Below are 23652 nucleotides of genomic sequence, written 5' to 3'. Positions count from 1 at the left end.
TCGGGAAGAATCGCCGCCGGCTTGCCGCAAGCAGGATCAGGCGCTCTTGCCGTCCAGCACCAGCGATTGATTGGACGCCGCCTTGCGGTCATAGCGGGACAAACCCAGACCGTCCGTGCGGATGGCGGGGCGCTGACCCATGACCAGATCGGCCACCAGCTTGCCGGAACCGCAGGCCATGGTCCAGCCTAGCGTGCCATGGCCGGTGTTCAGGTACAGATTGCCGTAGCGGGTCGCCCCCACCACCGGCGTGCTGTCCGGCGTCATGGGACGCAGGCCGGTCCAGAATTCGGCTTGGGCCACGTTGCCGCTGCCCGGGAACAGATCGTTGACGACCAGTTCCAGCGTCTTGCGGCGCGCTTCCTTCAGGCGCAGGTCGAAGCCGGACAGCTCGGCCATGCCGCCCACGCGGATGCGCTTGTCGAACCGCGTCACGGCGATCTTGTAGGTTTCGTCCAGAATGGTCGAGACCGGCGCGGCGGACTCGTCCGTCATGGGAATGGTGAGGGAGTAGCCCTTGACCGGGTATACCGGCAAGTCCAGGCCCAGCGGTTCCAGGAAGCCGCGCGTGTAACTGCCAAAGGCGGCGACATAGCGATCCGCGGTCAGCACTTCGTTGCCCACGCGCACGCCGGTAATCTGGCCGCCGGCCGTGTTCAGGCCCGACACCGCCTGGCCGAAGCGGAACTCCACGCCCAAGCTCTTGGCCATTTCGGCCAGGCGCGTCGTGAACAGTTGGCAATCGCCGGTTTCATCGTTGGGCAGACGCAGGCCGCCCGACAGCTTGTGCAGCGAACGCGCCAGCGCCGGCTCGGCCGTCACCAAGCGGTTGCGGTCCAGCAGTTCGTAAGGCACGCCCACTTCTTCCAGCACGGCGATATCGCGGCGGGCGGCTTCCAGCTGGGCCTCGGTGCGGAACAGCTGCAGGGTGCCGCGCGCGCGCTCTTCATAATGGATGCCGGTGGATTGGCGCAATTCGCGCAGGCAGTCGCGGCTGTACTCCGACAGGCGCAGCATGCGCTCTTTGTTCACCGAGTAGCGTTCCGCCGAACAATTGGCCAGCATGGCCGCCATCCACTTCAGCTGGTACACGCTGCCGTCCAGGCGAATGGCCAGCGGCGCGTGCTTCTGGAACAGCCATTTGATGGCCTTCAGCGGAATGCCTGGCGCGGCCCAAGGCGTGGAATAGCCCGGAGAAACCTGGCCGGCGTTCGCGTAGCTGGTCTCCTGCGCCGCCGACGGCTGGCGGTCCACCACCGTGACTTTGGCGCCCTGGCGGGCCAGATAATAAGCGGTGGTGGTGCCGATGACGCCGCTGCCGAGGACGATGACGTGCATGATTCTTTCCGATGATTGGTTTTGTTCAGGAATTTCGGTAGTCTATGAGCCTCTCAGCAGTGAAAAGCACTGAAGATTTTTCTTTGACAGTGCTTTTTCTCGGGACCATCCCGTTTTTCCACCGCCAAAAGTGAAATGCGCGAGCTAGACCGTATCGACCTGAAAATCCTGGATATCCTGCAGCGGGAAGGCCGCATTTCCGTCACCGAACTGGCCGACCGGATCAGCCTTTCCGCCACCCCCTGCTCCGACCGCATCAAGCGCATGGAGCGGGAAGGCGTCATCACGGGTTACCATGCGCGCGTCAACCCGGCGGCGCTGGGCAAGAACCTGCTCGTCTTCCTGGAGATCAAGCTGTCGGCCAAATCGGGCGACGTCTTCGACAAGGTCAAGAAAGAGCTGCTGTATGTGCCCGAAGTCATGGAATGCCACCTGGTGTCCGGCGACTTCGATTACCTGGTCAAGGCCCGCCTGACTGAAATGAATGAATACCGCCGTCTCCTCGGCGAAATCCTCAAGCGCCTGCCCGCGTCCGCCGAATCCCGCAGCTACGTGGTCATGGAGGAAATCAAGGAGACCCTGTACCTCCCCGTGGACCGCTAGCGCCGCCGCAGCGGGCCGCACGCCGTTTGTTACCGGCCGATCCGGCGCTGGCTGCTATGCTGGCGACCCCTCGGCGCGTGCCATTGCCGCGTAATCCGACCCTAATTTATTTGCCTATGTCCATGACTCGCCTCTACAAGTACTTCTTCCGCGGATTGATCACCGTCCTGCCGCTGGCGCTGACGATCTACCTGCTCTATATCTTCCTGGCCTGGACCGAAGCCGTGGCGCTGACGTTCCTGCGGCCCTTCATCGGCGGGTTCTATGTGCCCGGCATGGGCCTGGCGCTAGGCATATTGGGCATTCTCGCCATCGGCTACCTGGTGTCCAAAGAGCGCGTGCAACGCGTGCTGGTGCTGCTGGAAATGCCGTTCACCAACCTGCCGGTGGTCAAGAGCATCTACTCTTCGCTGAAGAGCTTCGCGGATTATTTCTCGCCCAGCTCCAAGAACACCGCCCAGCAGGTCGTGATCCTGCGCGTGCCGGGCCAGCAGATGGAACTGGTGGGCCTGGTCACGCGCCGCAACATGGAAGGCCTGCCTGAAGGATTCACCCAGGGCGAACGCGTGGCCGTGTACCTGCCCATGGGTTACATGATTGGCGGCTACACGGTGTTCGTGCCGCAAGAATGGGTGCAGCCCATCCAGATGTCCGTGGAAGAAGCCATGCGCTCCTCCCTGATCGCCTGGATGGCGCGCGCCGAAACCCCCAACAACACCAGCCGCCCGCCCGCTCAGGAACCTCCGGCCGATGCGCCGGGCGGCGCCCCGGGCGGCAGCCAGCCCTGAACGTCCCCTCTCCCCCTACGACAGACACGATATGCCCATCATTGAATTCACGCTGGCCGAAGGCAGCCCCTATATAGAAGTCAACCAGCTGCTCAAGGCCACGGGCGTATGCGACAGCGGTGGCGCGGGCAAGATGCTCGTGGCCGAAGGCCACGTCAGCGTGGGCGGCGTGGTGGAAAGCCGCAAGACGGCAAAGATCCGCGCCGGGCAGATTGTCACCTGCGGCGACGTGCGCATCGTCGTGCGCGCTTCTGGCTCCGGCGGCCAGGACGCCTGAAACCCTTTCACCACAGCAACCCCGCGAGCCGCCATGAAATTCAAGATGTCCCAGAACTCCATCTTTGCCGTGCTGCTGCGCTCGCCGTGGTGGATGAGCGCCGGCGTCGCCGTGTTGCTGTCGGCGGCGGGCTTCGCGGCGCTGCCCTTGGAGTACGCGGCGATGGGCGTATTCGCGGCGGTGCCGTTCGCCGTCATCGCCATCATGGCGGCCTACAAGCAGCTGCGCTCGCCCTCGAACGCGCGGGTGCAAGCGGTGGCCGAGGCCGCGGCCGGCATGTCGTGGGCGGATTTTTCGCGCACGGTTGAAGCCGGATTCCGCCGCGATGGCTGCGAAGTGCAGCGCCTGCAGCTGCCCGGCGCCGACTTCGCGCTGAGCAAGGACGGCCACGTCGCCCTGGTCAGCGCCAAGCGGTGGAAAGCGGCCCGCGTCGGCGTCGAGCCCCTGCGCGAGCTGCAGGCCACACGCGAAAAACGCGGCGCGCGCGAAGCCATCTACATAGCGCTGGGCGAAGTCTCGGACAATGCGCTGCAGTACGCCCGGTCGCAGGGCGTGTCGCTGATGACCGCGCCGGAACTGGCCAAGCTGCTGCGGGACCTCAAACCGTAAGCCGAGCACGGCCATGAGCTACCGCCTGCTCGCCGACCTCGTGCTCATGGTGCACGGCCTCTTCGTTGCCTTCGTGGTGTTCGGCGGCTTGCTGGCGCTGTGGAAGCGTTGGATCGCCTATCTGCATTGGCCGGCGCTGGCCTGGGGCGCGCTGGTGATAGGCATGGGCTGGATCTGCCCGCTGACGCCGCTGGAGATTTCCCTGCGGCAGCAGGCCGGCCAGCAAGGCTATGCCGGCGGCTTCATCGAACACTATCTGCTGGGGCTCATCTACCCCGAAGGCATCACTCGCAAAACGCAGATCGTGCTTGCCGCGCTGCTGATCGTGGGCAATATCGTCATCTACACGCTGTGGGCCAGGCGCGGCCGGCGCCGGCCGGCCTAGGGGCCTGGCGCCACCGTCCCTACAGACTACGGGCGATGACCAGGCGCTGGATGTCGCTCGTGCCTTCATAGATCTGGCACACGCGCACGTCGCGGTAAATGCGTTCCACCGGAAAATCCTTCAGGTAACCGTAGCCGCCCAAGGTCTGGATGGCGGCGGAACATACCTTCTCGGCCATTTCGGAAGCAAACAGCTTGGCCATGGACGCTTCGGTCAGCGCCGGCCTGCCGGCTTCGCGCAGCGCCGCCGCGTGCAGCACCATCTGGCGCGCCGCGTGTATCTGCGTTGCCATGTCGGCCAGGCGGAAGGAAACCGCCTGATGCTCCATGATGGGTTTGCCGAAGGCCTGCCGGTCGCGCGCGTAGTCTCGCGCGCATTCGAATGCCGCGCGCGCCATGCCGACGGATTGGGAGGCGATGCCGATGCGCCCGCCCTCCAGGTTGGACAGGGCGATCTTGTAGCCCTCGCCTTCCGCGCCCAGCCGGTAGGCGGCCGGGATACGCATGTCCTCGAACGCGATCTGGCAGGTGTCCGAAGCATGCTGGCCCAGCTTGTCCTCCACCCGCAGGACTTTGTAGCCCGGAGTATCGGTAGGCACAATGAACGCGGAAATGCCGCGCTTGCCTGCTTCGGGGTCGGTAACCGCGAACACGATCACGACCTGGCCGCTACGCCCGGAGGTGATGAACTGTTTGGCACCGTTCAGTATGTAGTCGTCGCCGTCGCGGCGCGCCCGGGTATGCAGGCTGCTGGCATCCGACCCCGCCTGGGGCTCGGTGAGCGCAAAGGCGCCAATGTGCTCGCCGGTCGCGAGCGGCCGCAGGAACTGCTCTTTTTGCGCGTCGGTGCCGAACTTCAGGATGGGCATGCAGGCGACCGAGTTATGCACGCTCATGATGGTGGAGCAGGCCCCGTTGCCGGCCGCGATCTCCTCCAGCGCGACCGCATACGAGATATAGCCGCTGTCATTGCCGTCCCACGCCTCGGGCACCAGCATGCCGAAGAAGCCCAGCTGCGCCATTTCGGCGATGGCGTCGGCGGGATAGTGATGTTCGTGGTCCCAGCGCTCCGAGTTGGGCGCCAAGCGCTCCTGCGCAAAACGGCGCGCCATTTCCTGAACGCTTTGCTGTTCTTCCGTCAAAAGCATGCCTGTCTCTCCTGGGTACGGTGGCGGCCGTTGCTCGGCCTGCTCTGTTCTGCGAGGTCGGGCCCGGCCCGCGGGCGCCGCATGAACGCCAGGATACACCGCGGCAGGCCCGGCCAGCACGCGCTGGACGCCACCGTGGGCGGGCCTACTCACGCGGCGCGTCCTGCTCGGAACGCTGACGCGCGGGACCGCTGGCGCGGCTCAGGTTGTACGCCGTGTTCACCAACCCGATATGGGAGAAGCCTTGCGGGAAGTTACCCACCAGGCGACGCCGGCCGACGTCGTATTCCTCCGCCAGCAGGCCCAGGTCATTGCGCAGGGCCAGCAACCGTTCGAACAGGCGTTCGGCGTCCTCGATCCGGCCCTGCATGACGTAGGCGTCGGCCAGCCAGAAGCTGCAGGCCAGGAACACCCCTTCGTCTCCGGGCAGGCCGTCACTCGCATGCTGAGTGGAATAGCGCAACAACAGGCCGTCGCGCAGCAGCTCGCGCTCGATGGCGCGCACCGTGCCAGTCACGCGGGGATCGTCGGCGGGCAGGAAACCCACTTGGGGAATGAGCAACAGGCTGGCATCCAGCTCGTCCGATCCATAGCTTTGTACGAAGCTGCCGCGAGCCGGGTTGTAGCCGTGTTTGCAGATGTCCGCGTGGATGCGGTCGGCAAGGCGCTGCCACTCGTCCTGCGGCCCGCGCAGCCCGAAGCGCACGCAGGACTGCACCGCGCGGTCGAACGCCACCCAGCACATCAGCCGCGAATGCGTAAAGGCGCGACGTTCTCCCCGCACCTCCCAGATGCCATGATCCAGTTCCTTCCAACGGTCCCGCAAAGGCTCCAGCAGCACATTCTGGAGCCGCCATGCTTCGGCCAGCGGCGCAAGGTCGGCCGCCCGCGCGGCATAGAGGGTTTCGATGAGTTCTCCGTAGACATCCAACTGGCTCTGGCCAGCGGCGCCGTTGCCGCGGCGCACCGGCAGGCTGCCCTCGTAGCCCGGCAACCACGGGATCTCCAGTTCGGGCAGCCAGCGCTCGCCTGCAATGCCGTACATGATCTGCAGTTGATCGGGGTGGCCGGCCACGGCCCGCAACAGCCATTGGCGCCAGGCCTCGGCCTCCTCCCGGTAACCGGCATTGAGCAATGCATACAGGGTCAGCGCCGAATCGCGCAGCCAGCAATGCCGGTAATCCCAGTTACGGGTGCCGCCCAGCGCCTCGGGCAGCGAGGTCGTAGGCGCGGCGATGATGCCGCCGGTGGGATGGAAGGTCAGCAGCTTGAGGGTGATCAGCGACCGCACCACGGCGTCGCGCCGTTCGTCGCCCCCCTCCCAGCGGCAGCGTTTGGCCCATTCCTGCCACCAGGAGATTGTGCGGTCCATGCTTTCCACGCGGTCAGGCACGAAGTGCGGCGTGCGGTGCGACCGGTGATAAGAGAGCGTGAACGGCACCACCCGGCCCGGATGCACGGTGAAGCGCGCCGTGGTAGTCAGTTCGTGTCCGGCAAGATCCACCGGCGTGTGCAGTTCCACCGCGTCCGGGCCGGCGATGGCACTCAGGCCGTAGTCGCGCCGGCGCACCCAGGGCACGGCCTGCCCGTAGTTAAAGCGCAGCACCATCTCCATGTCCATCTGCACGTGCCCGGATTCGCCGCGCACGATGCGCACCACGTCGGCGCGCTCGTCGTCGTCGCTCAAGGGCATGAAGTCGTACAGCAGCGCCGTGCCCGAACTGGTTTCGTAGCGCGTTTCCAGCACCGCCGTGTCGGGCACGTAGCGGCGCGACACCGTGCAGTTGCGCGCATGCGGCGCGATGCGCCAATGTCCGTGCCGCTCGTCTCCCAACAGCGCGGCAAAGCATGCGGGGGAATCAAAGTGAGGCAGACACAGCCAGTCGATGGATCCGTCGCGCGCCACCAACGCGGCCGACAGCATGTTGCCGATCAATCCGTAGTCTTCCAGCGGCTTGGACATGGCTTTGCACGCGGGCCCTAGCCCGCCCCCCGGAATTCGGGATACAGGGTCATGCCGCCGTCGACGAACAAGGTCGTGCCGGTAACGTAGTCCGAAGCGTCGCTCGCCAGCCATACCGCCGCGCGCGCCACATCTTCCGGCTCGCCGATGCGGCCATAGGGAATCAGCTTCAGCAGCTTGGCGAGGCTTTCGGGTGTATCCCACGCCGGCTGGTTGATGGCGGTGCGTATGGCGCCTGGCGCGATGGAATTGACGCGTATCCTGGCGGGCGCCAACTCCTGGGCCAGGGATTTCATCAGCATGGAAACGCCGCCTTTGGACGCCGCGTAATTCACCTGGAAAGCCCAGGGAATGACTTCGTGAACGGAACTGATGAAGAGGATATTGCCCAGGGCCACCCCCTGGCGCGCCGGGTCCGGCGGCTGCGACTGGAACACCCTGGCCGCGGCGCGGGCGCAGAGGAAATGCCCCGTGAGGTTCACGTCGATGACGCGCTGCCAATCGGCCAGCGCCATGTCCGCTATGGGTGATGCGTGCTCGATGCCCGCATTGTTGACCAGGATGTCGAGCCGGCCGTAGTGCTGAAGCGCCTGCGCAAACAGGTGATCCACCTCGGCCTCCTTGGCGATGTCGGCGGCCGCGGTGACGGCGGTCCCGCCCTGGCGTTGTATTGCCTCGGCGACCGCCGCCGCGCGCCCCTGGGAATCGCCACCCGCGCGATGATTGATCACCACTTGCGCGCCAGCCGCCGCCAGCGCGATCGCGGTGGCCCGGCCGATGCCGGAGGATGCCCCTGTCACCACGGCCACCCGGCCGCGCAGTTCCGTCGCGTGCTGCATGCCTGCCTCCCTGGCGACCGCTACGCATCGAGGCCGGCCGCCGCGTGTAGAAAGTCCAGGGTAGTACCGCGGACGGGTTCCATGCAACCCATCGCCCTGCGTGCATAATGAAGGGCATGCCGGCCCGCGCTCCGTCTTGGAAGAATGGGCTTCGACTCCCTACGCCCACCCATCCCGGAGACACCGTGCTGGATCCGATACTTGCCGAACTCTCGACCGCCCTGCCGCAGGCCAAATCAGTCGAACAACTGACGCGTCCGCTGCTGGACATGCTGGGCGCAGTGACCGGCCTGGAATCCACCTATCTCACTTCCATCGACCTGAAGGCGGATCTTCAGCACATCCGTTACGCGCGCAATGCGGGACAACTCCAGATTCCCGAAGGCCTGTCCGTGCCCTGGGACGACACGCTATGCAAGCGCGCACTGGACGAAGGACGCATGTGCACCAGCGATGTCTCCAGCTGCTGGCCGGATTCCGACGCGGCGCGGCAACTGGGCATACAAACCTACCTGAGCGCGCCGGTGCGCTCGGACGACGGCGTCCTGTTCGGCACGCTGTGCGCCGCCAGCGCCGGACGGCACCAGATCGAACCGCAGGCGGAATCCGTGCTGAAACTGTTCTCCAGCGTCATCGCCGGCTTCCTGGAACGCGAAATGCTGATGGAGCAACTGCATGCGGCCAATGTCCAGCTCATGTCCTATGCGCTGACCGACGCGCTGACCAGCCTGCCTAACCGCCGCGCTATCTATGAAGCGCTGGATCGGCTGCAGGCACGCGCCATCCGCGAAGGCGGCAGCGTGCTGGTGGGCGTCATCGACCTCGACGGCTTCAAGGGCATCAATGACGTGTACGGCCACCAGCACGGCGACCTGTTCCTGCAGGAAGTGTCGCGCCGCATCGCCGCAGCCCTGCGCGGCTCGGACATGCTGGGACGGCTAGGCGGCGACGAATTCGTGCTGATCGGCCCGGGCCCGGCCCTGGCCTTGGGCGACGGGCCGCATGGCGGCCACGGCGCCGCCGCCCAACGCGGCGATGCGGAAGAAGCCGCGCGCTCCCTGGAAGAGCGCGCCACCGCGGCCACGGTCGGGCGCTACCAGCTTGGCGAACATGTCGTGCCCTACGAAGGCGCCAGCGTCGGCGTCGTCGCATTGGACCCCAACGGCCTGGACGCCGAGGCCGCTGTCCGCCTGGCCGACGCCCGCATGTACGAAGTCAAGCGTGCGCGCAAGACGGCGCGCGTCATTCACTAGCGGCCGAATGCGGCACTCCTCAGGCTGCGGCGGGCGCCACCGCGGCGCCTTGTATGCCATGGCGGCGCAAGGCGTTTCCGACAAAACCGCTGGCCTTCATCTCTTCAACAAAATCCGCCAGCGCCTTCATGGCCTGCGCACCGCGGCTCTTGGGCGCACCCATGGCCTGGCGTATGGTCATGAAGCTGCCGGGCAACAGCCTCAATCCCGGGAGCCGCCTGGCATCCGCCTCCAACTGCTGCAGGACGCCCGCTGCCACGTCTGTGCCCTCGGCGAGAAACGTGTCGACCACGGCAGGCGAGGTAGGTGCGCGCGTGATGGTCGCCCGCTTCAGTTCACGGGTCAGATACAGGTCGTATGCGCTGCCCTGCCCGACAGTGACGCGATGCCCTCCGCGATCGACCTCGTCCAGTGTGCGCAAGGGAGAATCCTCGCGCACCAGGTAGGCGCCCTGGATCAGGACATAGGCGTCGGTAAACGCAATGCCGGTGGCGCGCAAGGGATCGATGGCGAAAAAGCCGATGTCGGCGTCTTCCCCCGTCACGGTCTCCACGGAAGCCCCGGCGCTGTCCAGCACGACCAGGTCCAGGGGGACGTCGAGCCGTTGCGCGAAGGCGCGCGCCAGATCCACGGAAACGCCCGCTGGCGCGCCTGACGCGTCGCGCCCCGCGAGGATGGGATTGCCCAGGTTGATGGAGGCTCTCAGCCGGCCGGTCGGCGCAAAGGTCGAGACTAACTTCGGGTTCAGATGCATGGGTGTGTACACAGGTTGGAGATCATGAGTTGCGTCGGTTCAGGATGCCGCCGCAGCAGAGGTCAATGCGCGTCGGCTCCAGCGTGTCGCCAAACCAGGCGTTGAGCGCCGCGTGGCGTTCGCCGACGTAGACGGGCCGCCCCTCCGGGTCGAGCTTCATGCCCAGATCATGGCCCGGGACCAGCAGCGTTCCGGGGGCTTGGCGCCACAGTGCCCAGATGCGAGCCAACGTGGCGCGGCTCGCGTCCATGTCGGCGGTATCGTTGACGGTGCCCGAAAGCAGTTCGGCCCGGTTCTTTGCAGCATCGCCGGTGAACAGAACGGTTTGCCGGCCATCGTCGACATAAAACAGCAAGTGGCCCGGCGTATGCCCGGGCGACGCTATCGCCCGCAGGTGCGGCAGGAATTCATCCCCATCGCGGATGCGCCGGACACGTTCCGATGAGGCCAATTCGCGCACGTACAGCTCGGGCAGCGGATTGAACCCGGCGGGCTGGGCTGCGGCCCAGGCGAGTTCGAGTTCGCCGATCCAGACGGTGGCATTGGGAAACAGCGTGAAGTTGACCGCGTGGTCGTAATGCGCATGCGTCAGCACCACGTCGGTGACATCTGCAGCGCCGACCCCGCAGCGGCTCAGGTGCTGGCCCAGCAGATGGCGCACCCCGAAGGCGCCGACGTCGACCAGGATGTGGCGGCCGCCGCCCCGCAACAGCGTGGTGGTGCTCCAGCCCAATCCGCCATGGCACAACGAGCGTCCCGGATAGCCTTGTATCAATACCTCGATGTCGTACATGGCCTACTCCGCCTGGACATGGGCATCCGCGATCAGCTTGCGGTAGCGCTGCAGGTCTTCCTGGATGAGTCGCGCGAACTCCTGAGGTGTGCCGGCGACGATTTCATTGCCGCCTTCCGTCTGGAGCTTCTGGATCACGTCTGGCTGCCGGGCGGCCTTTACCACTTCCTCGTGCAGGCGCGACAGGATGGCGGGATCGGTGCCGGCCGGCGCCAACAAACCCTGGAACTGCGTGACCACGAAATCCTTGTAGCCCAGTTCCTCCATCGTCGGGATGTCCGGCAGCCCTGGCGCGCGTCGCGGGCCGGTTACCGCGTAGCCGCGCAGCTTGCCGGAACGCAGATGCGGCGTCGCGGTCACCACCGTATCGAACGTAAAGCTCAATTGGCCGCCTAGCACGTCGGTCAGCGCCTGCGCATTGCCCTTGTAGGGAATATGCGCAAGCTGGGTCTGCGTCGTCACCGCGAGCAGCTCGCCCGCCAGATGCCCACCCGCCCCCACGCCCGCCGAGCCATAACTCACCTGCCCCGGCTTGGCGCGCGCCGCGGCAATCAGGTCGTCGACGCTGCGTATCGGCGATTGCTGTGGCACAACCAAGACGTACTGGTAGCTGGTGATCTGGCTGATCGGCGCGAGATCCGCGACGGGATCGTAGGGCGTCTTCTTGTAGAGCGAGGGATTCACCACCAACGGCCCGCTCGCATCCAGCAGCAGGGTATAGCCGTCAGGCGCCGCCTTCGCGACAAAATCGGTGCCTATCATGCCGTTGGCGCCCGGCTTGTTCTCCACGACAAAGGTTGCGCCCATGCTGACCGACAGCTTTTGCGCGATCACGCGGGCGGTAATGTCCGCCGCGCCGCCCGCGACATAAGGCACGATCACGCGCACCGGCTTGCTGGGGTAGCCCGACGCCAACACTGCGCCCCCGGCCGCCATGCCCAGCACTCCCGCCATCATGGCCGTGACTACGGCTCTGTATTTCATGTCTGTCTCCGAAATGCTGCCACCCGCCCGTATCAGGCCGGCAGGGAATCCGCATGGCGGCGCAACAACGCCAGGACCTCGGCGTCCAGCGCGATGCCCTGCTCCTTCTGGCGCGCCATCTTCGCCAGTTCAATTTCGCCGGGCTGGATGACCGGGCGCGCGGGATCCGCCGGCGCGCTGCCATGCAGGATCTGCGCGAAGTCGGCCATGCGCCGAGCCAGCCATTGCGTCGAACCCAGCTTGCGGGTATCGATCAGCAGGAAAAAGTGGCCGAGGTTCTGCGGCTGATCGGGCGCGTCCACCCACGACTTCACATGCGTCAGATATGCCGCGTTCGACAGCAAGCCGGCGAACAGGTCGACCATCAAGGCCAGGCCGTAGCCCTTGTGCCCGCCGATGGGAAGCAGAAAGCCGTCGAGCGCATCTTTAGGACTGGTTGTCGGCTGGCCCGCCGCGTCCGTGGCCCAGGAGTCCGGAATCTGTTGCCCGGCTTTCAGGGCATTGCGGATCTTGGCGCGAGCCACCACGCTCATGGCCATGTCCAGCAGAAAGTGCGTTCCCTCCGGGTTGGGCACGCCAAAGCCGATAGGGCTGTTGCCCACGCGGGCATCGGTCCCGCCCCAGGGCGCAATGGTGGTGGTGGCATTGCTGCCGATGATGCTGGCGTAACCTGCTTGCGCCGCAATCAAGCCATAGGGAGAGATGGGGCCGAAATGGTTGCTCTGCCGGGCGAACGCCATGCCGACCCCGCACTCGCTGGCGGCCAGCATGGCGGCGCGCAGCGCGTGCATGCCGACCAGGGGCCCGACGCCGTTGTCGCCATCGACCAGGCACAGGCCGGGCGCGGGGCGCTGCACCTGAATGCGGGCGCGAGGATTGATGCCGCCCACCTGCAGGCGCTCGCCGTACGATTCGATCCGGCTCAGGCCATGGGTGGACAGGCCGAACAGGTCCGCCAGCACCAACACCTGGACGACGTCGGCGGCGTCCTGGGCAGGCAGCCCCAGGCTTTCGAACGCGCGTATGCCAAGCTGGGTCAGCTCCTCTTCGGGGATAAGGATCGGGTCTTGCTTTTGGCTACTCATGGCAGTGCATCTCGGATGGGAATGGGAATACGTGGAAAGGGATCATTCGGCGGACAGGCGGGCGCTGCGCACCACCTGCCCCCAGCGCTTCTCTTCGGTGTCGATGAAGGCGGCAAATTCGGCCGGTCCGGCGCCGGACGCCTCGCTCGCGTCGTGCGCCAGGCGTTCGCGCACGGAATCGGTCTGCAGTGCCTTGAGCGCGGCCTGGTGCAGACGCTCGATGACGGGGGCCGGCGTGCCCGCAGGCGCCAGCAGGCCGAACCACTGCGAGCTTTCGAAACCTGGATAGCCCTGCTCCGCCACCGTGGGCACATCGGGGAGCACGGACAGGCGCCGTGCCGACCCCACCGCCACGATGCGGATCTTGCCCGCCTGGGCGTGCGGCAGCAGTCCAGGCGTGCCGGCCGCTGCGGCGTCGATATTGCCCGCCAGCAGATCGGTCACCTGCGCGCCCGTGCCTTTGTAGGGCACGTGCACGACATCGATCCCCGTCGCCGTCTTGAGCATCTCGAACGCCAGATGGCCCGCGCTGCCGTTGCCGGCGGACCCGTAGTTCAAGGCCCCTGGCCGGGTGCGAGCCAACGCCACGAATTCAGGCAATGTGGACGCCTGCACCTTGCCGCCCACCGCGAACACCATGGGCAGCTTCGCCAACAGGACGATAGGGGCAAAGTCGCGGCGCGGGTCATAGGGCAATTTGGACACCATGGAGGGGTTGACCGCCAGCGTTCCCACATGGCCCAGGATGAGGGTGTAGCCGTCGGGCGCGGCCCGCGCCGCTTCGACCGTGGCAATCATCCCCTGCCCGCCTCCCTTGTTTTCGACGATGACCTGCTTGCCGAGATCCCGCGACATCTCCACGGCCACGGCGCGCGCCACCACATCCGAACTGCCGCCGGGACCGTAAGGCACCAGCAGGCGGATCGGGCGCTGGGGCCAGTCTCCGCCCTGCGCCCGGGAGGCCGGCGCCGAAAGCGCCATCAATGACGCGCAGGCAAGCGCGAAGGCAAATTGCCGGCGTGGACGGCGGACCCGAATCATGAGTTTGTCTCCTGTATGTGCCGCGCTCAAGGCGGCTTGGGAGACATGATGCGCAGCGCGCACAATAGAGTAAAGTGCAAAAATTAGATCAATTTTTGACGAAAACGCATGAAATTCGATTTGGCGGATTTGCGCGCCTTTCTTGCCGTTGCCGATCTCGGCAGTTTCCGCGCCGCGTCGGAAGCCCTGCATCTATCGCAGTCCGCCCTGTCCCGCCGCGCCGACAAGCTGGAAGCCGCGCTGGGTGTACAACTTTTGACACGCACCACCCGCAAAGTCGAACTGACGACCATAGGCCGCGGCTTCGTGCCGCGCGCACGCAATGTGCTCAATGAACTGGAAAGCGCCTTGGTCGGCATACAGGACGTCGCGGAGCGCCTGTCCGGCCTGGTCACCATCGCGTGCGTACCATCCGCGGTGGCCTATTTCCTGCCCGGCGTGATCCGCAGCTATCACGAGCAGTACCCTCGCATCCGCATCCGGATCATTGATGAATCCTCATCCCAGATCCTGACTGCGGTCGCCCGCGGGGACGCCGATTTCGGGCTCACTTATATTGGCGCCAACGATGCCGACATCGAATTCAAACCCTTGCTGGAAGAGCCGTTCGTGGCGGCTGTCAGCCGCCAGCATCCGTTCGCTGCCAGGGATTCGGTGACCTGGGCGGATCTGGACGCCTATCCGTATATCAGCCTGGCTCAGGGCAGCGGCAACCGCTTCCTGATAGACCAGGCGCTGGCGCACACCGGCGTGCGGCCCCGCCATTTCTGCGAAGTCCAGCACGTGCCGGCGCTGGTCAGCATGGTCGAGGCGGGCCTGGGAGTGGGCGTGGTGCCGAGGCTGGCCATGCCCGCCGGCGAACACGCCGACCTGGTGAGCGTGCCGCTGCGCGAGCCCGCCATTACCCGGACCATAGGATTGATCCATTGCCGGGGCAAGGAAATCAACCCCGTGGCCAAGCTGTTCTACGACCTGCTGGCGGCTCGGGTCGGAGAGCGCCAGGATGCTTGAGCGGTGATTCCCTGATTAGGGCCCGCATGATCCAGACGTCGGTGCCAAACCGAGCGCGTCCAATACCGCCTTTGCCATCGTTGCATCTTCAATCGCTTTCGAATGCCGGCCATTCATCAAGGATCGCCTGCCATCTCGCAGGGTCCAACGCCCATTAGGCATGTCGACTCTGCGCTGTTCGCAACCGGGCCCGTGACTAGCTTCGATGCTCGCGCCGTGAACCAGCAGTTCATAGCTGCTGAGGCCGGCGATCCGCGCGACCATTTTTCGGCGATTGAATCGGAGCAGCGCAGCATAATCCACCAAGCCGAGCAGATCGCGCATCAAAGCATGAACATCCAGAGCCGTCTTGCTGATGCTCCTTGCGCATGCGAGCAGGATGACGAAAGCGGTAACGTAGAAAAAACCGCGCAAAACTGCGCCCAGCCCATAGAGCATGACCGATTCCACCCAAAGGGCCTTTCCTTTGGTTGTTGCGGCTAGCCAAATTAGTTCCAAAACAACACACCAAACATATAGAGGCAAAGACCACTTCCTGAACTGCTCCCTGCGCAGCGACTCTTGTTTCACAAAAGCCAAGCTGCTTCCGGGTTCGACAGCTGCATTAGCGGAAGCGTCCAGCATCTCGTCCAAGATTTCATCTTCGTCCACCCGCAAAGCTATCACCCTGCGCGCGGCAGGCAGCTCGTCCGCTATGAGCCGCCACCGTGACCAAGCCCCCACAATGCCGGCAACCGTGCGGGCGAAATCAAGAACCGCAACACCGACAGCGATCGTCACTGATTCCCATGTACTCCAGGAAATGGTTGGCCACAGCGCGTCCAAACCCGTATACGGCGCGCTGGCCAATAAACCAAAGAACACAACTATCAACAGAACGAACCGACTAAATACCGCCATCCCTCCAGAGCCGATTTCTTCAATCGTCAACTTCCTCAACGAGACGAATGGCGCAGCAATCGTGACCGCCCGTTCAACTGCGGGATGATTGGCCGCCATTGCCGCCACTAGGCCGCCATACGAATGGCCGATAAGCGCCACCGTATTCAATGGAAACTTGGCCTCATGAAGCCACTTTCTGATGTTCCCCGCAGCGACGCTTCGCGATAGCTGCTTGTTTCCGGACTCCCAGCACAGGCCGTACACCGTCAAGCCAGCGGACTCAAGGCGCTTTCGGCATTGATCCCACCGCCCCCAGTCGTACTTGGGCCCGCTCCAAGTGCCGGGAATAATGAGGGCTGTCCGAAGTCGGTCATGACTTTGGAGAGACTGGCCGCAGGGCGTCTCACTCAATAGACGGATGCTTGCCTCCGCCATTTCCTGCCCCGTGCGCCGATACGCAAAATTTCGAAATTGGCTACCAACGGAAAACAGGATGGCGCGGCGATGCTTGAACGCGTAAATGAACTGATCCGGGATCGAAAAAAGCGCACTCAGCAAAAGCTTCACGCTCCAGATCAAGAAAACGCCGCCACCCGTCGCCAGGAATCCGCCCATCAAGGCCAGTGGAACGGCAAGGAGAGCAGCTAGCGCCGGAGAACTCTGCAAAGGTACGGTTGATTCCATCTGTGCCTGAAGGCCAAAGTAACTAATAGAAAGAAAATCTATCAAATCAGATCGTTCGCCACAAGCCGCCTTGAGAGTCCGCTTCACTCACGATGGCCGCAACATTCCAGGCCAAAAAAAGCGCCGCATTCCAGCGGCGCTTTTCCCGTAAGGTGCCCTGCCTTACCTCACCTTCCCCTGCTTCCAGGCGTCCAGCAGCTTCTCGTAGGCGATGGTTTCGCCCTTGGGCTTTTCGTTGGCCAGCTTCTTCCATGGCGCATGCTGGTCCGACAGCCACTTGCTGGGATCGCTCTTGGGATTGAGCTTGGGCGCGCACTGCGCCATCCCTGCCCGTTCCAGGCGCGCCATGACCTGATCCATCTCATTGGCCAGGTTGTCCATGGCGGCCTGCGGGGTCTTTTCGCCCGTGACGGCGGTGGCGACGTTCTTCCACCACAGCTGCGCGAGCTTGGGATAGTCCGGGACGTTGTTGCCAGTGGGCGTCCAGGCCACGCGCGCCGGGCTGCGGTAGAACTCGATCAGGCCGCCGTAGTTCGCCGCGTTCTTGGTGAAGAACTCGCTATTGATGTCGCTGTCGCGGATGAACGTCAGGCCGGTGATGGACTTCTTCAGCGACACCGACTTGGACGTGACGAACTGCGCATACAGCCAGGCTGCTGCGAGCTTGTCGGGATTGGTGGACTTGAAGAAGGTCCACGAACCCACGTCCTGGTAGCCGTTTTGCATGCCGTCCTTCCAGTACGGGCCGTAGGGCGACGGGGCCATGCGCCACTTCGGAGTGCCGTCGTCATTGACGACCGGCAGGCCCTTCTTGGTCATGTCGGCGGTAAAGGCCGTGTACCAGAAGATCTGCTGGGCGATCTGGCCCTGGGCGGGTACGGGGCCGGATTCCGAAAAGGTCATGCCCATGGCCTGCTGCGGGGCGTACTTCTTCATCCAGTCTACGTACTTGGTCAGGGCATAAACGGCGGCCGGGCTGTTGGTGGCACCGCCGCGCGCCACCGAGGCGCCCACCGGCGTGCACTTGTCGTCGGCCACGCGTATTCCCCACTCGTCCACCGGCATCCCGTTGGGCAGCCCCTTGTCGGCGGCGCCGGCCATGGACAGCCACGCGTCGGTAAAGCGCCAGCCCAGGGACGGGTCCTTCTTGCCGTAGTCCATGTGGCCGTAGACCTTCTTGCCGTCCAGTTCCTTGACGTCGTTGGAGAAGAAGTCGGCGATGTCCTCGTAGGCGGACCAGTTGGTGGGCACGCCCAATTCGTAGCCGTACTTGGCCTTGAATTTGTCCTTCAGGTCCTGGCGGGCGAACCAGTCGGCCCGGAACCAGTACACGTTGGCGAACTGCTGGTCGGGCAGCTGGTAGAGCTTGCCGTCAGGCGCCGTGGTGAACTTGGTGCCGATGAAGTCCTTGAGGTCCAGGTTGGGATTGGTCCATTCCTTGCCCGCGCCGGCCATGTAGTCCGACAGCGGCAGGATGGCGCCGTAGCGGTAGTGCGTGCCGATCAGGTCGGAATCGGAAATCCAGCCGTCGTAGATGGACTTGCCGGACTGCATGGAAGTCTGCAGCTTCTCGACCACGTCGCCTTCCTGGATCAGGTCGTGGTTGACCTTGATGCCCGTGATCTCGGAAAAGGCCTTGGCGAGCGTCTTGGACTCGTACTCGTGCGTGGTGATGGTTTCGGACACCACGCTGATTTCGTTCACCCCTTTAGCCTTGAGCTTGGCGGCGGCGTCGATGAACCATTTCATCTCGGCCATCTGCTGGTCCTTGGACAGCGATGAAGGCTGGAACTCCGAATCGACCCACTTCTTCGCTTCCGGCTCGCCGGCCCAGGCCGCCGTAGTCCCGATCAGGGCGATAGCGGCCGCCATGGCGTGCATGCGCAATTTCATGACCTGTCTCCTCGATAAATCTTCCCCATCATGTGCTGCGGACCGCTGGCCGGGGAAGACGCTGGCCGATAGTCCTTACCAACCGCTTGAATATGCAAGGGGTCTTGCGCCCCTCTTCAGCCCTTCCTCATGATGAGCGCCAGCAGCAGCATGGAAGCAATAAAGCTGATCCACACCGATGGCGGCTCGTCCAGTGAAAACCATTCCGTCGCCTTCTGCCCGAATCCCAGGAATGCCAGGTTGAGCCAGGCCGCGGCCATCAGGCCGATGAAGAGGCGGTCGCCGCGGGTGGTGCGCAGAGGCAAAAAGCCCTTGCGCTCGGCCGTGGGCGATTTCAGTTCCCACACCGTCATGCCCACCAGCATCAGGACGATGCAGGAGAAGAACACGGCGACTGGCGTAGTCCATACCATCCAGCTGAACATGATCGCGCTCTCCCGGAATCCCTTGCCCTACACGCGGCCCATCGCGAAGCCCTTCGCGATGTAGTGCCGCACGAACCAGATCACGATGCCGCCCGGCACGATGGTCAGCACGCCCGCCGCCGCCAGCACGCCCCAGTCCATGCCCGAGGCCGACACCGTGCGGGTCATGGTGGCGACGATGGGTTTGGCATTGACAGAGGTGAGCGTGCGCGCCAGCAGCAGTTCCACCCAACTGAACATGAAGCAGAAAAATGCCGCCACCCCGACCCCTGACTTGATCAGCGGCAGGAAGATGGTCAGGAAAAAGCGCGGAAAGGAATAGCCGTCGACGTAGGCGGTCTCGTCGATTTCGCGCGGCACGCCAGACATGAAGCCTTCCAGGATCCACACCGCCAGCGGCACGTTGAATACCAGGTGCGCTAGCGCGACCGCCAGATGGGTGTCCATCAGGCCGAAGGAGCTGTAGAGCTGGAAAAACGGCAGCAGGAACACCGCGGGCGGCGTCATGCGGTTGGTAAGCAGCCAGAAGAACACATGCTTGTCGCCGATGAAGCGGTAGCGCGAGAACGCATAGGCAGCGGGCAAGGCCACGGCCAGCGAGATCACGGTATTGATGACCACGTAGATCAGCGAATTGATGTAGCCGGAGTACCAGGCCGGATCGGTAAAGATCGTGCGGTAATGCTCGAAGGTGAAGTCGCGCGGCCATAGCGTCAGGGTGCTGACGATCTCGGTGTTGGTCTTGAACGACATGTTCAGCATCCAGTACAGCGGCAGGATGGCAAAGACCAGGTACAGAGTCAGGAAAACGCCGCGCCACCACGAATTTTTTTCACGCATTTGCGCGCTCCTCGTCGAAGCCGCCGGTGGTGCCGGCGCGCTGCATCCAGTTGTAGAGGATGAAGCACAAGAGCAGGATGATCAGGAAATAAATGATGGAGAAGGCGGCGGCGGGCCCCAGGTCGAACTGGCCGACCGCCTTCTGCGTCAGGTACTGCGACAGGAAGGTCGTGGCGTTGCCGGGTCCGCCGCCCGTCAGCACGAAAGGCTCGGTATAGATCATGAAGCTGTCCATGAAGCGCAGCAGTACCGCGATCATGAGCACGCCGCGCATCTTGGGCAACTGGATATAACGGAACACCGCCAGGCGCGACGCGCCGTCGATGCGCGCCGCCTGGTAATAGGCATCGGGAATGGCCCGCAGCCCCGCATAGCAAAGCAGCGCCACCAGCGGCGTCCAGTGCCAGACGTCCATGATCAGTACCGTGACCCAGGCGTCGACGTCGTTGCCGGTGTAGTTGTAGTCCACCCCCATCCAGGACAACGCCGCGCCCAGCAGGCCGATATCGGTGCGCCCGAAGACCTGCCATATGGTGCCGACCACGTTCCAGGGGATCAGCAGCGACAGCGCAATGATCACCAGCACCGCGGACGCGCGCCAGCCGCTGGCGGGCATCGACAGCGCCAACAGGATGCCCAGCGGGATCTCGATGGCCAGGACCGCCAGCGAAAAACCGATCTGGCGCAGCAAGGCGCCGTGCAGTTCCTCGTCCTGCAGCACGGCCGCGTACCACTCGGTGCCGACGAAGACGCGGCGCTCGGGAGAAATGATGTCCTGCACCGAGTAGTTGACGATGGTCATCAGCGGCAGGATGGCCGAGAACGCCACGCACAGCACCACGGGCAGGACCAGGAACCAGGCCCGGTGATCTATGGGTTTCATCGGATCAGCTCCTCGTCGCGATAGAAGCACGTGTGCGGATTCAATACCGACAGCCAGACCGTGCCGCCGACCGCGGCCGGCACGACGTTGCTGCCCAGCCGGGCCCGTACCGGCGTGCCCTCGAAATCCGCGACCAGCAATGTGTACGTGCCCACGTCCTGCACCCGCTCCACGCGCATGGCCAGGGCGCCGGGCGCGCCCGGCTCGGCGATGCGCAGGTATTCCGGGCGCACGCCCAGCTTCACGGGGCCCGCACCAGACAGCGTGGCCGCAACCGTTTCCGGCAAACCGCCGATACGGCTCCTGCCGACCTCCAGCCCGCCGTCGCGCCATTGCGCCGGCAGGAAATTCATGCCGGGCGAGCCTATGAAATGGCCAACGAATGTGTGCGCCGGCCTCTGGAACAGATCATCCGCCGTCCCGACCTGCACGGCCCTGCCCCGCGCCATCACCATGACCTCGTCCGCGAAAGTCAGCGCCTCGGTCTGGTCGTGCGTGACGTAGATCAGCGTCAGTTTGAACTCATGGTGGATTTCCTTGAGCTTGCGGCGCAGCTCCCACTTGAGCTGCGGATCGATAACGGTCAGCGGTTCGTCAAAGAGGATGGCCGACACGTCGCTGCGCACCAATCCGCGCCCCAGCGAGATCTTCTGCTTGGCGTCGGCCGTGAGCCCGCTGGCGCGCCGGTCCAGCACCTGGGACATTTCCAGCATTTCAGCGATGCGGCCGACGCGCTCGCGGATGAGCTTGGGCGCCATGCCGCGATTGCGCAGCGGAAACGCCAGGTTCTCGGCCACCGTCATGGTGTCGTACACCACGGGAAACTGGAACACCTGGGCGATGTTGCGCGCCTGCGGCGTCTTATCCGTCACGTCCTGGCCGTCGAACAGGATCCGGCCGTGCGACGGCCGCAACAAGCCCGATACGCAATTGAGCAAAGTGGTCTTGCCGCAACCGGATGGTCCCAGCAAGGCGTAAGCCCCGCCGTCCCTGAAAGTGAAGGCCAGCGGCAGCAGCGCATAATCCTCGTCGGTTTTGGGGTCCGCGACATAGGAATGCGACAGGTCCAGCTCGATCTGCGCCATCAGGCCGCCTCCCCCGCGCCCGCCGGCTGCCGCGGCGCAGCCAGCAGTGCGCCGTCAGAGCCGAAGGCATAGGTCTGCGCCGGATCGAAGTACAGCTGCACGCGCTGGTCCAGCGTATATCGGTGCACACCGGGCAGTTGCGCCACCACATCGCCCGCCGCGGTCTGCGCGTGCACGAAAGTGTCGGACCCGGATATCTCGGCCAGCTTCACGATTCCGGGCAGGACGAGGTGGCCCGGCCGTGGCTCCACGTCCAGGGCGCCGGCGCGCAGGCCGGCCGTGATTTCCGTAGCGGCGCCCTGCGGCAGCGCGCGTGTCACGGCCAGGTCGCCTTGCAGCACGAAGCCCGAATCGGTGCGCCGGGCACCGAACAGATTCATGGGCGGATCGCTGAAGGCACGGGCCACGCGTATGGAATTGGGCCGGTGAAAAACCTCGGCCGTGGGCCCGTATTGCAGCAGCTCGCCGGCATCCAGTACCGCCGTGTGGCCCCCAAGCAACAAGGCTTCGCCCGGTTCGGTGGTGGCGTAAACAACCGTGGAGCGCCCTTCGGCGAACAATTCGGACAGTTCGTCGCGCAATTCCTCGCGCAGCTTGTAGTCCAGGTTGACCAGGGGTTCGTCCAGCAGGATGAGCGGCGCGTCCTTTGCCAGCGCCCGGGCCAGCGCCACCCGCTGCTGCTGCCCGCCAGACAGCTCGGAGGGGTAGCGATCCAGCAGATGGTCGATGTGCAGCCGCGCCGCCATGGCGCGCACTTTTTCACCGATGTCCGCGGCCCCGCGCAGCTTGAGCGGCGAAGCGATGTTGTCGTAGACCGACATGGACGGGTAATTGATGAACTGCTGGTAGACCATGGCGACGTTGCGTTGCCGTACCGGCACACCGGTCACGTCGGCGCCATCGGCTATGACCCGGCCTTCGGTGGGTCGGTCCAGCCCGGCCATGATGCGCATCAGCGAGGTCTTGCCCGCCAGGGTGGCCCCCAGCAATACCGTCATGGCGCCCTCGACCGGGGCCAGGCTCATGGGATACAGGTGGATCTGCGAGCCTGCCCGCAAACCTATCCCGTCCAAGTTCAGCTGCATCTGGTCTCCTCTACCTACTTATACGTCCCTGTTTCTTACGGCGGACTTCGGTATTCGGTACAGCGGCTCGGCCTGCATTCATGCGAACAACAGGATGAGCATACTCTTTCAGATAGCTTTCGTTTTTTGTGCGTTTTACTCAAGAAGCGAACAAAAAACAATCTTGCAGCGCGTCATTATTTTTCGCTTTTGTTGTTTTATCATACGAACATGACACTGAACCCCAGACAGAGCGCGCTGATCGAAATGGTTCGGGCCCAAGGCTCGGCCACGATCGAAGAACTCGCCAAACGCTTTGACGTCACGCTGCAGACCGTGCGGCGCGACGTCAATATCCTTTCCGAAGCGGGATTGCTGTCGCGCTTCCATGGTGGGGTGCGCATCGAAGCGTCCACCATCGAAAACATCGCCTATCGCAAGCGCCAGGGCCTGCATGCCGCAGGCAAGCAGCGCATTGCCGAGGCCGTAGCCCGCGCCGTGCCCGACGGCTGTTCGCTGATTCTGAATATCGGCACCACCACCGAGGCCATCGCGCGCGCCCTGCTGCGCCACCGCGGCCTGCGCGTCATCACCAATAACCTGCACGTCGCGGACATCCTGTCGGACAACCCGGACTGCGAGGTCATCGTGGCCGGCGGCGTGGTGCGTTCGCGCGATCGCGGCATCGTCGGTGAAGCCACCATGGACTTCATCCGCCAGTTCAAGGTGGACATCGGCCTGATCGGCATTTCCGGCATCGAGGCCGACGGCACCCTGCGCGACTACGACTTCCGCGAAGTGCGGGTGGCCCGCACCATCATCGAACAGTCCCGCGAAGTCTGGCTCGCCGCCGACAGCAGCAAATTCAAGCGCCAGGCCATGGTGGAGCTGGCGCACATCTCGCAAATCGACCGATTCTTCACCGATGCGCATCCGCAAGAGCCGCTGGCCCAGGTCCTGTTGGACGCCGGCGTGCGCTGCGATGTCGCGGCCGCCCCGAATACCTTGAAGCAAACACCTTGAATC

The 23652-nt window shown here is 64.4% G+C and carries 24 protein-coding genes; 8 read left to right on the top strand and 16 right to left on the bottom strand.

The window, feature by feature from the left end; all coding sequences use genetic code 11:
• Window positions 1–36: 36 nt before the first annotated feature.
• A complete protein-coding gene (locus CEY08_RS10690) occupies window positions 37–1338 on the bottom strand; it encodes a D-amino acid dehydrogenase (RefSeq protein WP_076813753.1) in 1302 nt (433 codons plus the stop codon).
• Between the two features lie 135 nt (window positions 1339–1473).
• Between CEY08_RS10690 and CEY08_RS10685 the strand changes: the two genes are divergently transcribed.
• The 5 genes from CEY08_RS10685 to CEY08_RS10665 all read left to right on the top strand — a co-directional run bounded on the left by CEY08_RS10685 (window position 1474) and on the right by CEY08_RS10665 (window position 4000).
• Window positions 1474–1941: an Lrp/AsnC ligand binding domain-containing protein gene (locus CEY08_RS10685; protein ID WP_042793761.1), complete on the top strand. Its 468-nt coding sequence runs from the start codon at window positions 1474–1476 to the stop codon at window positions 1939–1941.
• 122 nt (window positions 1942–2063) lie between these two features.
• Window positions 2064–2729, top strand: a complete 666-nt coding sequence (locus CEY08_RS10680) for a DUF502 domain-containing protein (RefSeq protein WP_042797088.1) — start codon at window positions 2064–2066, stop codon at window positions 2727–2729.
• Between the two features lie 31 nt (window positions 2730–2760).
• Window positions 2761–3006, top strand: a complete 246-nt coding sequence (locus tag CEY08_RS10675) for an RNA-binding S4 domain-containing protein (RefSeq protein WP_076813755.1) — start codon at window positions 2761–2763, stop codon at window positions 3004–3006.
• Window positions 3007–3039: 33 nt separating this feature from the next.
• Entirely contained in the window at window positions 3040–3615 is a 576-nt protein-coding gene (locus CEY08_RS10670; RefSeq protein WP_042793763.1) for a restriction endonuclease, read from the top strand.
• Window positions 3616–3628: 13 nt separating this feature from the next.
• Window positions 3629–4000, top strand: a complete 372-nt coding sequence (locus tag CEY08_RS10665) for a DUF2784 domain-containing protein (RefSeq protein ID WP_076813757.1) — start codon at window positions 3629–3631, stop codon at window positions 3998–4000.
• 19 nt (window positions 4001–4019) lie between these two features.
• Here CEY08_RS10665 and CEY08_RS10660 read toward each other — a convergent pair whose 3' ends face one another.
• The 3 genes from CEY08_RS10660 to CEY08_RS10650 form a co-directional block, all read right to left on the bottom strand.
• Window positions 4020–5147: an acyl-CoA dehydrogenase family protein gene (locus CEY08_RS10660; RefSeq protein ID WP_042793765.1), complete on the bottom strand. Its 1128-nt coding sequence runs from the start codon at window positions 5145–5147 to the stop codon at window positions 4020–4022.
• Between the two features lie 145 nt (window positions 5148–5292).
• Entirely contained in the window at window positions 5293–7110 is a 1818-nt protein-coding gene (locus CEY08_RS10655; protein ID WP_076813759.1) for a glycoside hydrolase family 15 protein, read from the bottom strand.
• 17 nt (window positions 7111–7127) lie between these two features.
• Complete coding sequence (locus CEY08_RS10650; protein WP_076813761.1) at window positions 7128–7949, bottom strand: glucose 1-dehydrogenase; 822 nt, start codon at window positions 7947–7949, stop codon at window positions 7128–7130.
• A 188-nt stretch (window positions 7950–8137) separates the two neighbouring features.
• Here CEY08_RS10650 and CEY08_RS10645 point away from each other — a divergent pair, with 188 nt between their 5' ends.
• Window positions 8138–9202, top strand: a complete 1065-nt coding sequence (locus CEY08_RS10645; protein ID WP_084738669.1) for a sensor domain-containing diguanylate cyclase — start codon at window positions 8138–8140, stop codon at window positions 9200–9202.
• Window positions 9203–9221: 19 nt separating this feature from the next.
• Here CEY08_RS10645 and CEY08_RS10640 read toward each other — a convergent pair whose 3' ends face one another.
• From CEY08_RS10640 to CEY08_RS10620, 5 genes are read right to left on the bottom strand one after another with little or no spacing between them, the layout of a single operon-like run.
• On the bottom strand, window positions 9222–9956 hold the full coding sequence (locus tag CEY08_RS10640) for an ABC transporter substrate-binding protein (RefSeq protein ID WP_076813765.1): 735 nt from the start codon (window positions 9954–9956) through the stop codon (window positions 9222–9224).
• A 22-nt stretch (window positions 9957–9978) separates the two neighbouring features.
• A complete protein-coding gene (locus CEY08_RS10635) occupies window positions 9979–10749 on the bottom strand; it encodes an MBL fold metallo-hydrolase (RefSeq protein ID WP_076813768.1) in 771 nt (256 codons plus the stop codon).
• Between the two features lie 3 nt (window positions 10750–10752).
• A complete protein-coding gene (locus CEY08_RS10630) occupies window positions 10753–11733 on the bottom strand; it encodes a Bug family tripartite tricarboxylate transporter substrate binding protein (protein ID WP_076813770.1) in 981 nt (326 codons plus the stop codon).
• Window positions 11734–11765: 32 nt separating this feature from the next.
• Window positions 11766–12818 (bottom strand): Ldh family oxidoreductase, encoded by a 1053-nt coding sequence (locus tag CEY08_RS10625; RefSeq protein WP_076813772.1) that lies wholly within the window; start codon window positions 12816–12818, stop codon window positions 11766–11768.
• Window positions 12819–12860: 42 nt separating this feature from the next.
• Entirely contained in the window at window positions 12861–13859 is a 999-nt protein-coding gene (locus CEY08_RS10620) for a Bug family tripartite tricarboxylate transporter substrate binding protein (RefSeq protein WP_063640109.1), read from the bottom strand.
• Between the two features lie 108 nt (window positions 13860–13967).
• Between CEY08_RS10620 and CEY08_RS10615 the strand changes: the two genes are divergently transcribed.
• Window positions 13968–14870, top strand: coding sequence for a LysR family transcriptional regulator (locus CEY08_RS10615; protein ID WP_042793773.1), 903 nt, complete (start codon window positions 13968–13970; stop codon window positions 14868–14870).
• 15 nt (window positions 14871–14885) lie between these two features.
• Here CEY08_RS10615 and CEY08_RS10610 read toward each other — a convergent pair whose 3' ends face one another.
• The 7 genes from CEY08_RS10610 to CEY08_RS10580 all read right to left on the bottom strand — a co-directional run bounded on the left by CEY08_RS10610 (window position 14886) and on the right by CEY08_RS10580 (window position 22647).
• Window positions 14886–16523, bottom strand: coding sequence for an esterase/lipase family protein (locus CEY08_RS10610; RefSeq protein WP_126389611.1), 1638 nt, complete (start codon window positions 16521–16523; stop codon window positions 14886–14888).
• Between the two features lie 75 nt (window positions 16524–16598).
• On the bottom strand, window positions 16599–18329 hold the full coding sequence (locus CEY08_RS10605) for an ABC transporter substrate-binding protein (RefSeq protein WP_042793774.1): 1731 nt from the start codon (window positions 18327–18329) through the stop codon (window positions 16599–16601).
• Between the two features lie 116 nt (window positions 18330–18445).
• A complete protein-coding gene (locus CEY08_RS10600) occupies window positions 18446–18754 on the bottom strand; it encodes a DUF2160 domain-containing protein (RefSeq protein WP_042793775.1) in 309 nt (102 codons plus the stop codon).
• 27 nt (window positions 18755–18781) lie between these two features.
• On the bottom strand, window positions 18782–19594 hold the full coding sequence (locus CEY08_RS10595) for a carbohydrate ABC transporter permease (protein WP_042793776.1): 813 nt from the start codon (window positions 19592–19594) through the stop codon (window positions 18782–18784).
• The gene (locus tag CEY08_RS10590) at window positions 19587–20477 is read right to left on the bottom strand and encodes a carbohydrate ABC transporter permease (protein WP_042793777.1); all 891 of its coding nucleotides are present in this window, start codon (window positions 20475–20477) and stop codon (window positions 19587–19589) included. The genes CEY08_RS10595 and CEY08_RS10590 overlap by 8 nt, the downstream gene beginning before the upstream one ends.
• Window positions 20474–21562: an ABC transporter ATP-binding protein gene (locus CEY08_RS10585; RefSeq protein ID WP_076813777.1), complete on the bottom strand. Its 1089-nt coding sequence runs from the start codon at window positions 21560–21562 to the stop codon at window positions 20474–20476. The genes CEY08_RS10590 and CEY08_RS10585 overlap by 4 nt, the downstream gene beginning before the upstream one ends.
• Window positions 21562–22647 carry an ABC transporter ATP-binding protein gene (locus CEY08_RS10580; RefSeq protein ID WP_088607665.1) on the bottom strand — a complete coding sequence of 362 codons (1086 nt, stop codon included), beginning with the start codon at window positions 22645–22647 and terminating at the stop codon, window positions 21562–21564. The genes CEY08_RS10585 and CEY08_RS10580 overlap by 1 nt, the downstream gene beginning before the upstream one ends.
• Window positions 22648–22857: 210 nt before the next feature.
• On the opposite strand from CEY08_RS10580, the gene CEY08_RS10575 reads away from it, so the two are divergent.
• Complete coding sequence (locus tag CEY08_RS10575; RefSeq protein WP_042793780.1) at window positions 22858–23649, top strand: DeoR/GlpR family DNA-binding transcription regulator; 792 nt, start codon at window positions 22858–22860, stop codon at window positions 23647–23649.
• Window positions 23650–23652 lie beyond the last annotated feature (3 nt).

Source organism: Achromobacter insolitus, assembly GCF_002209555.1.
Classification (GTDB): Bacteria; Pseudomonadota; Gammaproteobacteria; order Burkholderiales; family Burkholderiaceae_B; genus Achromobacter; species Achromobacter insolitus.
Note: the sequence above shows the minus strand (reverse complement) of the source record. Positions and strands in the feature narration are given on the sequence as shown.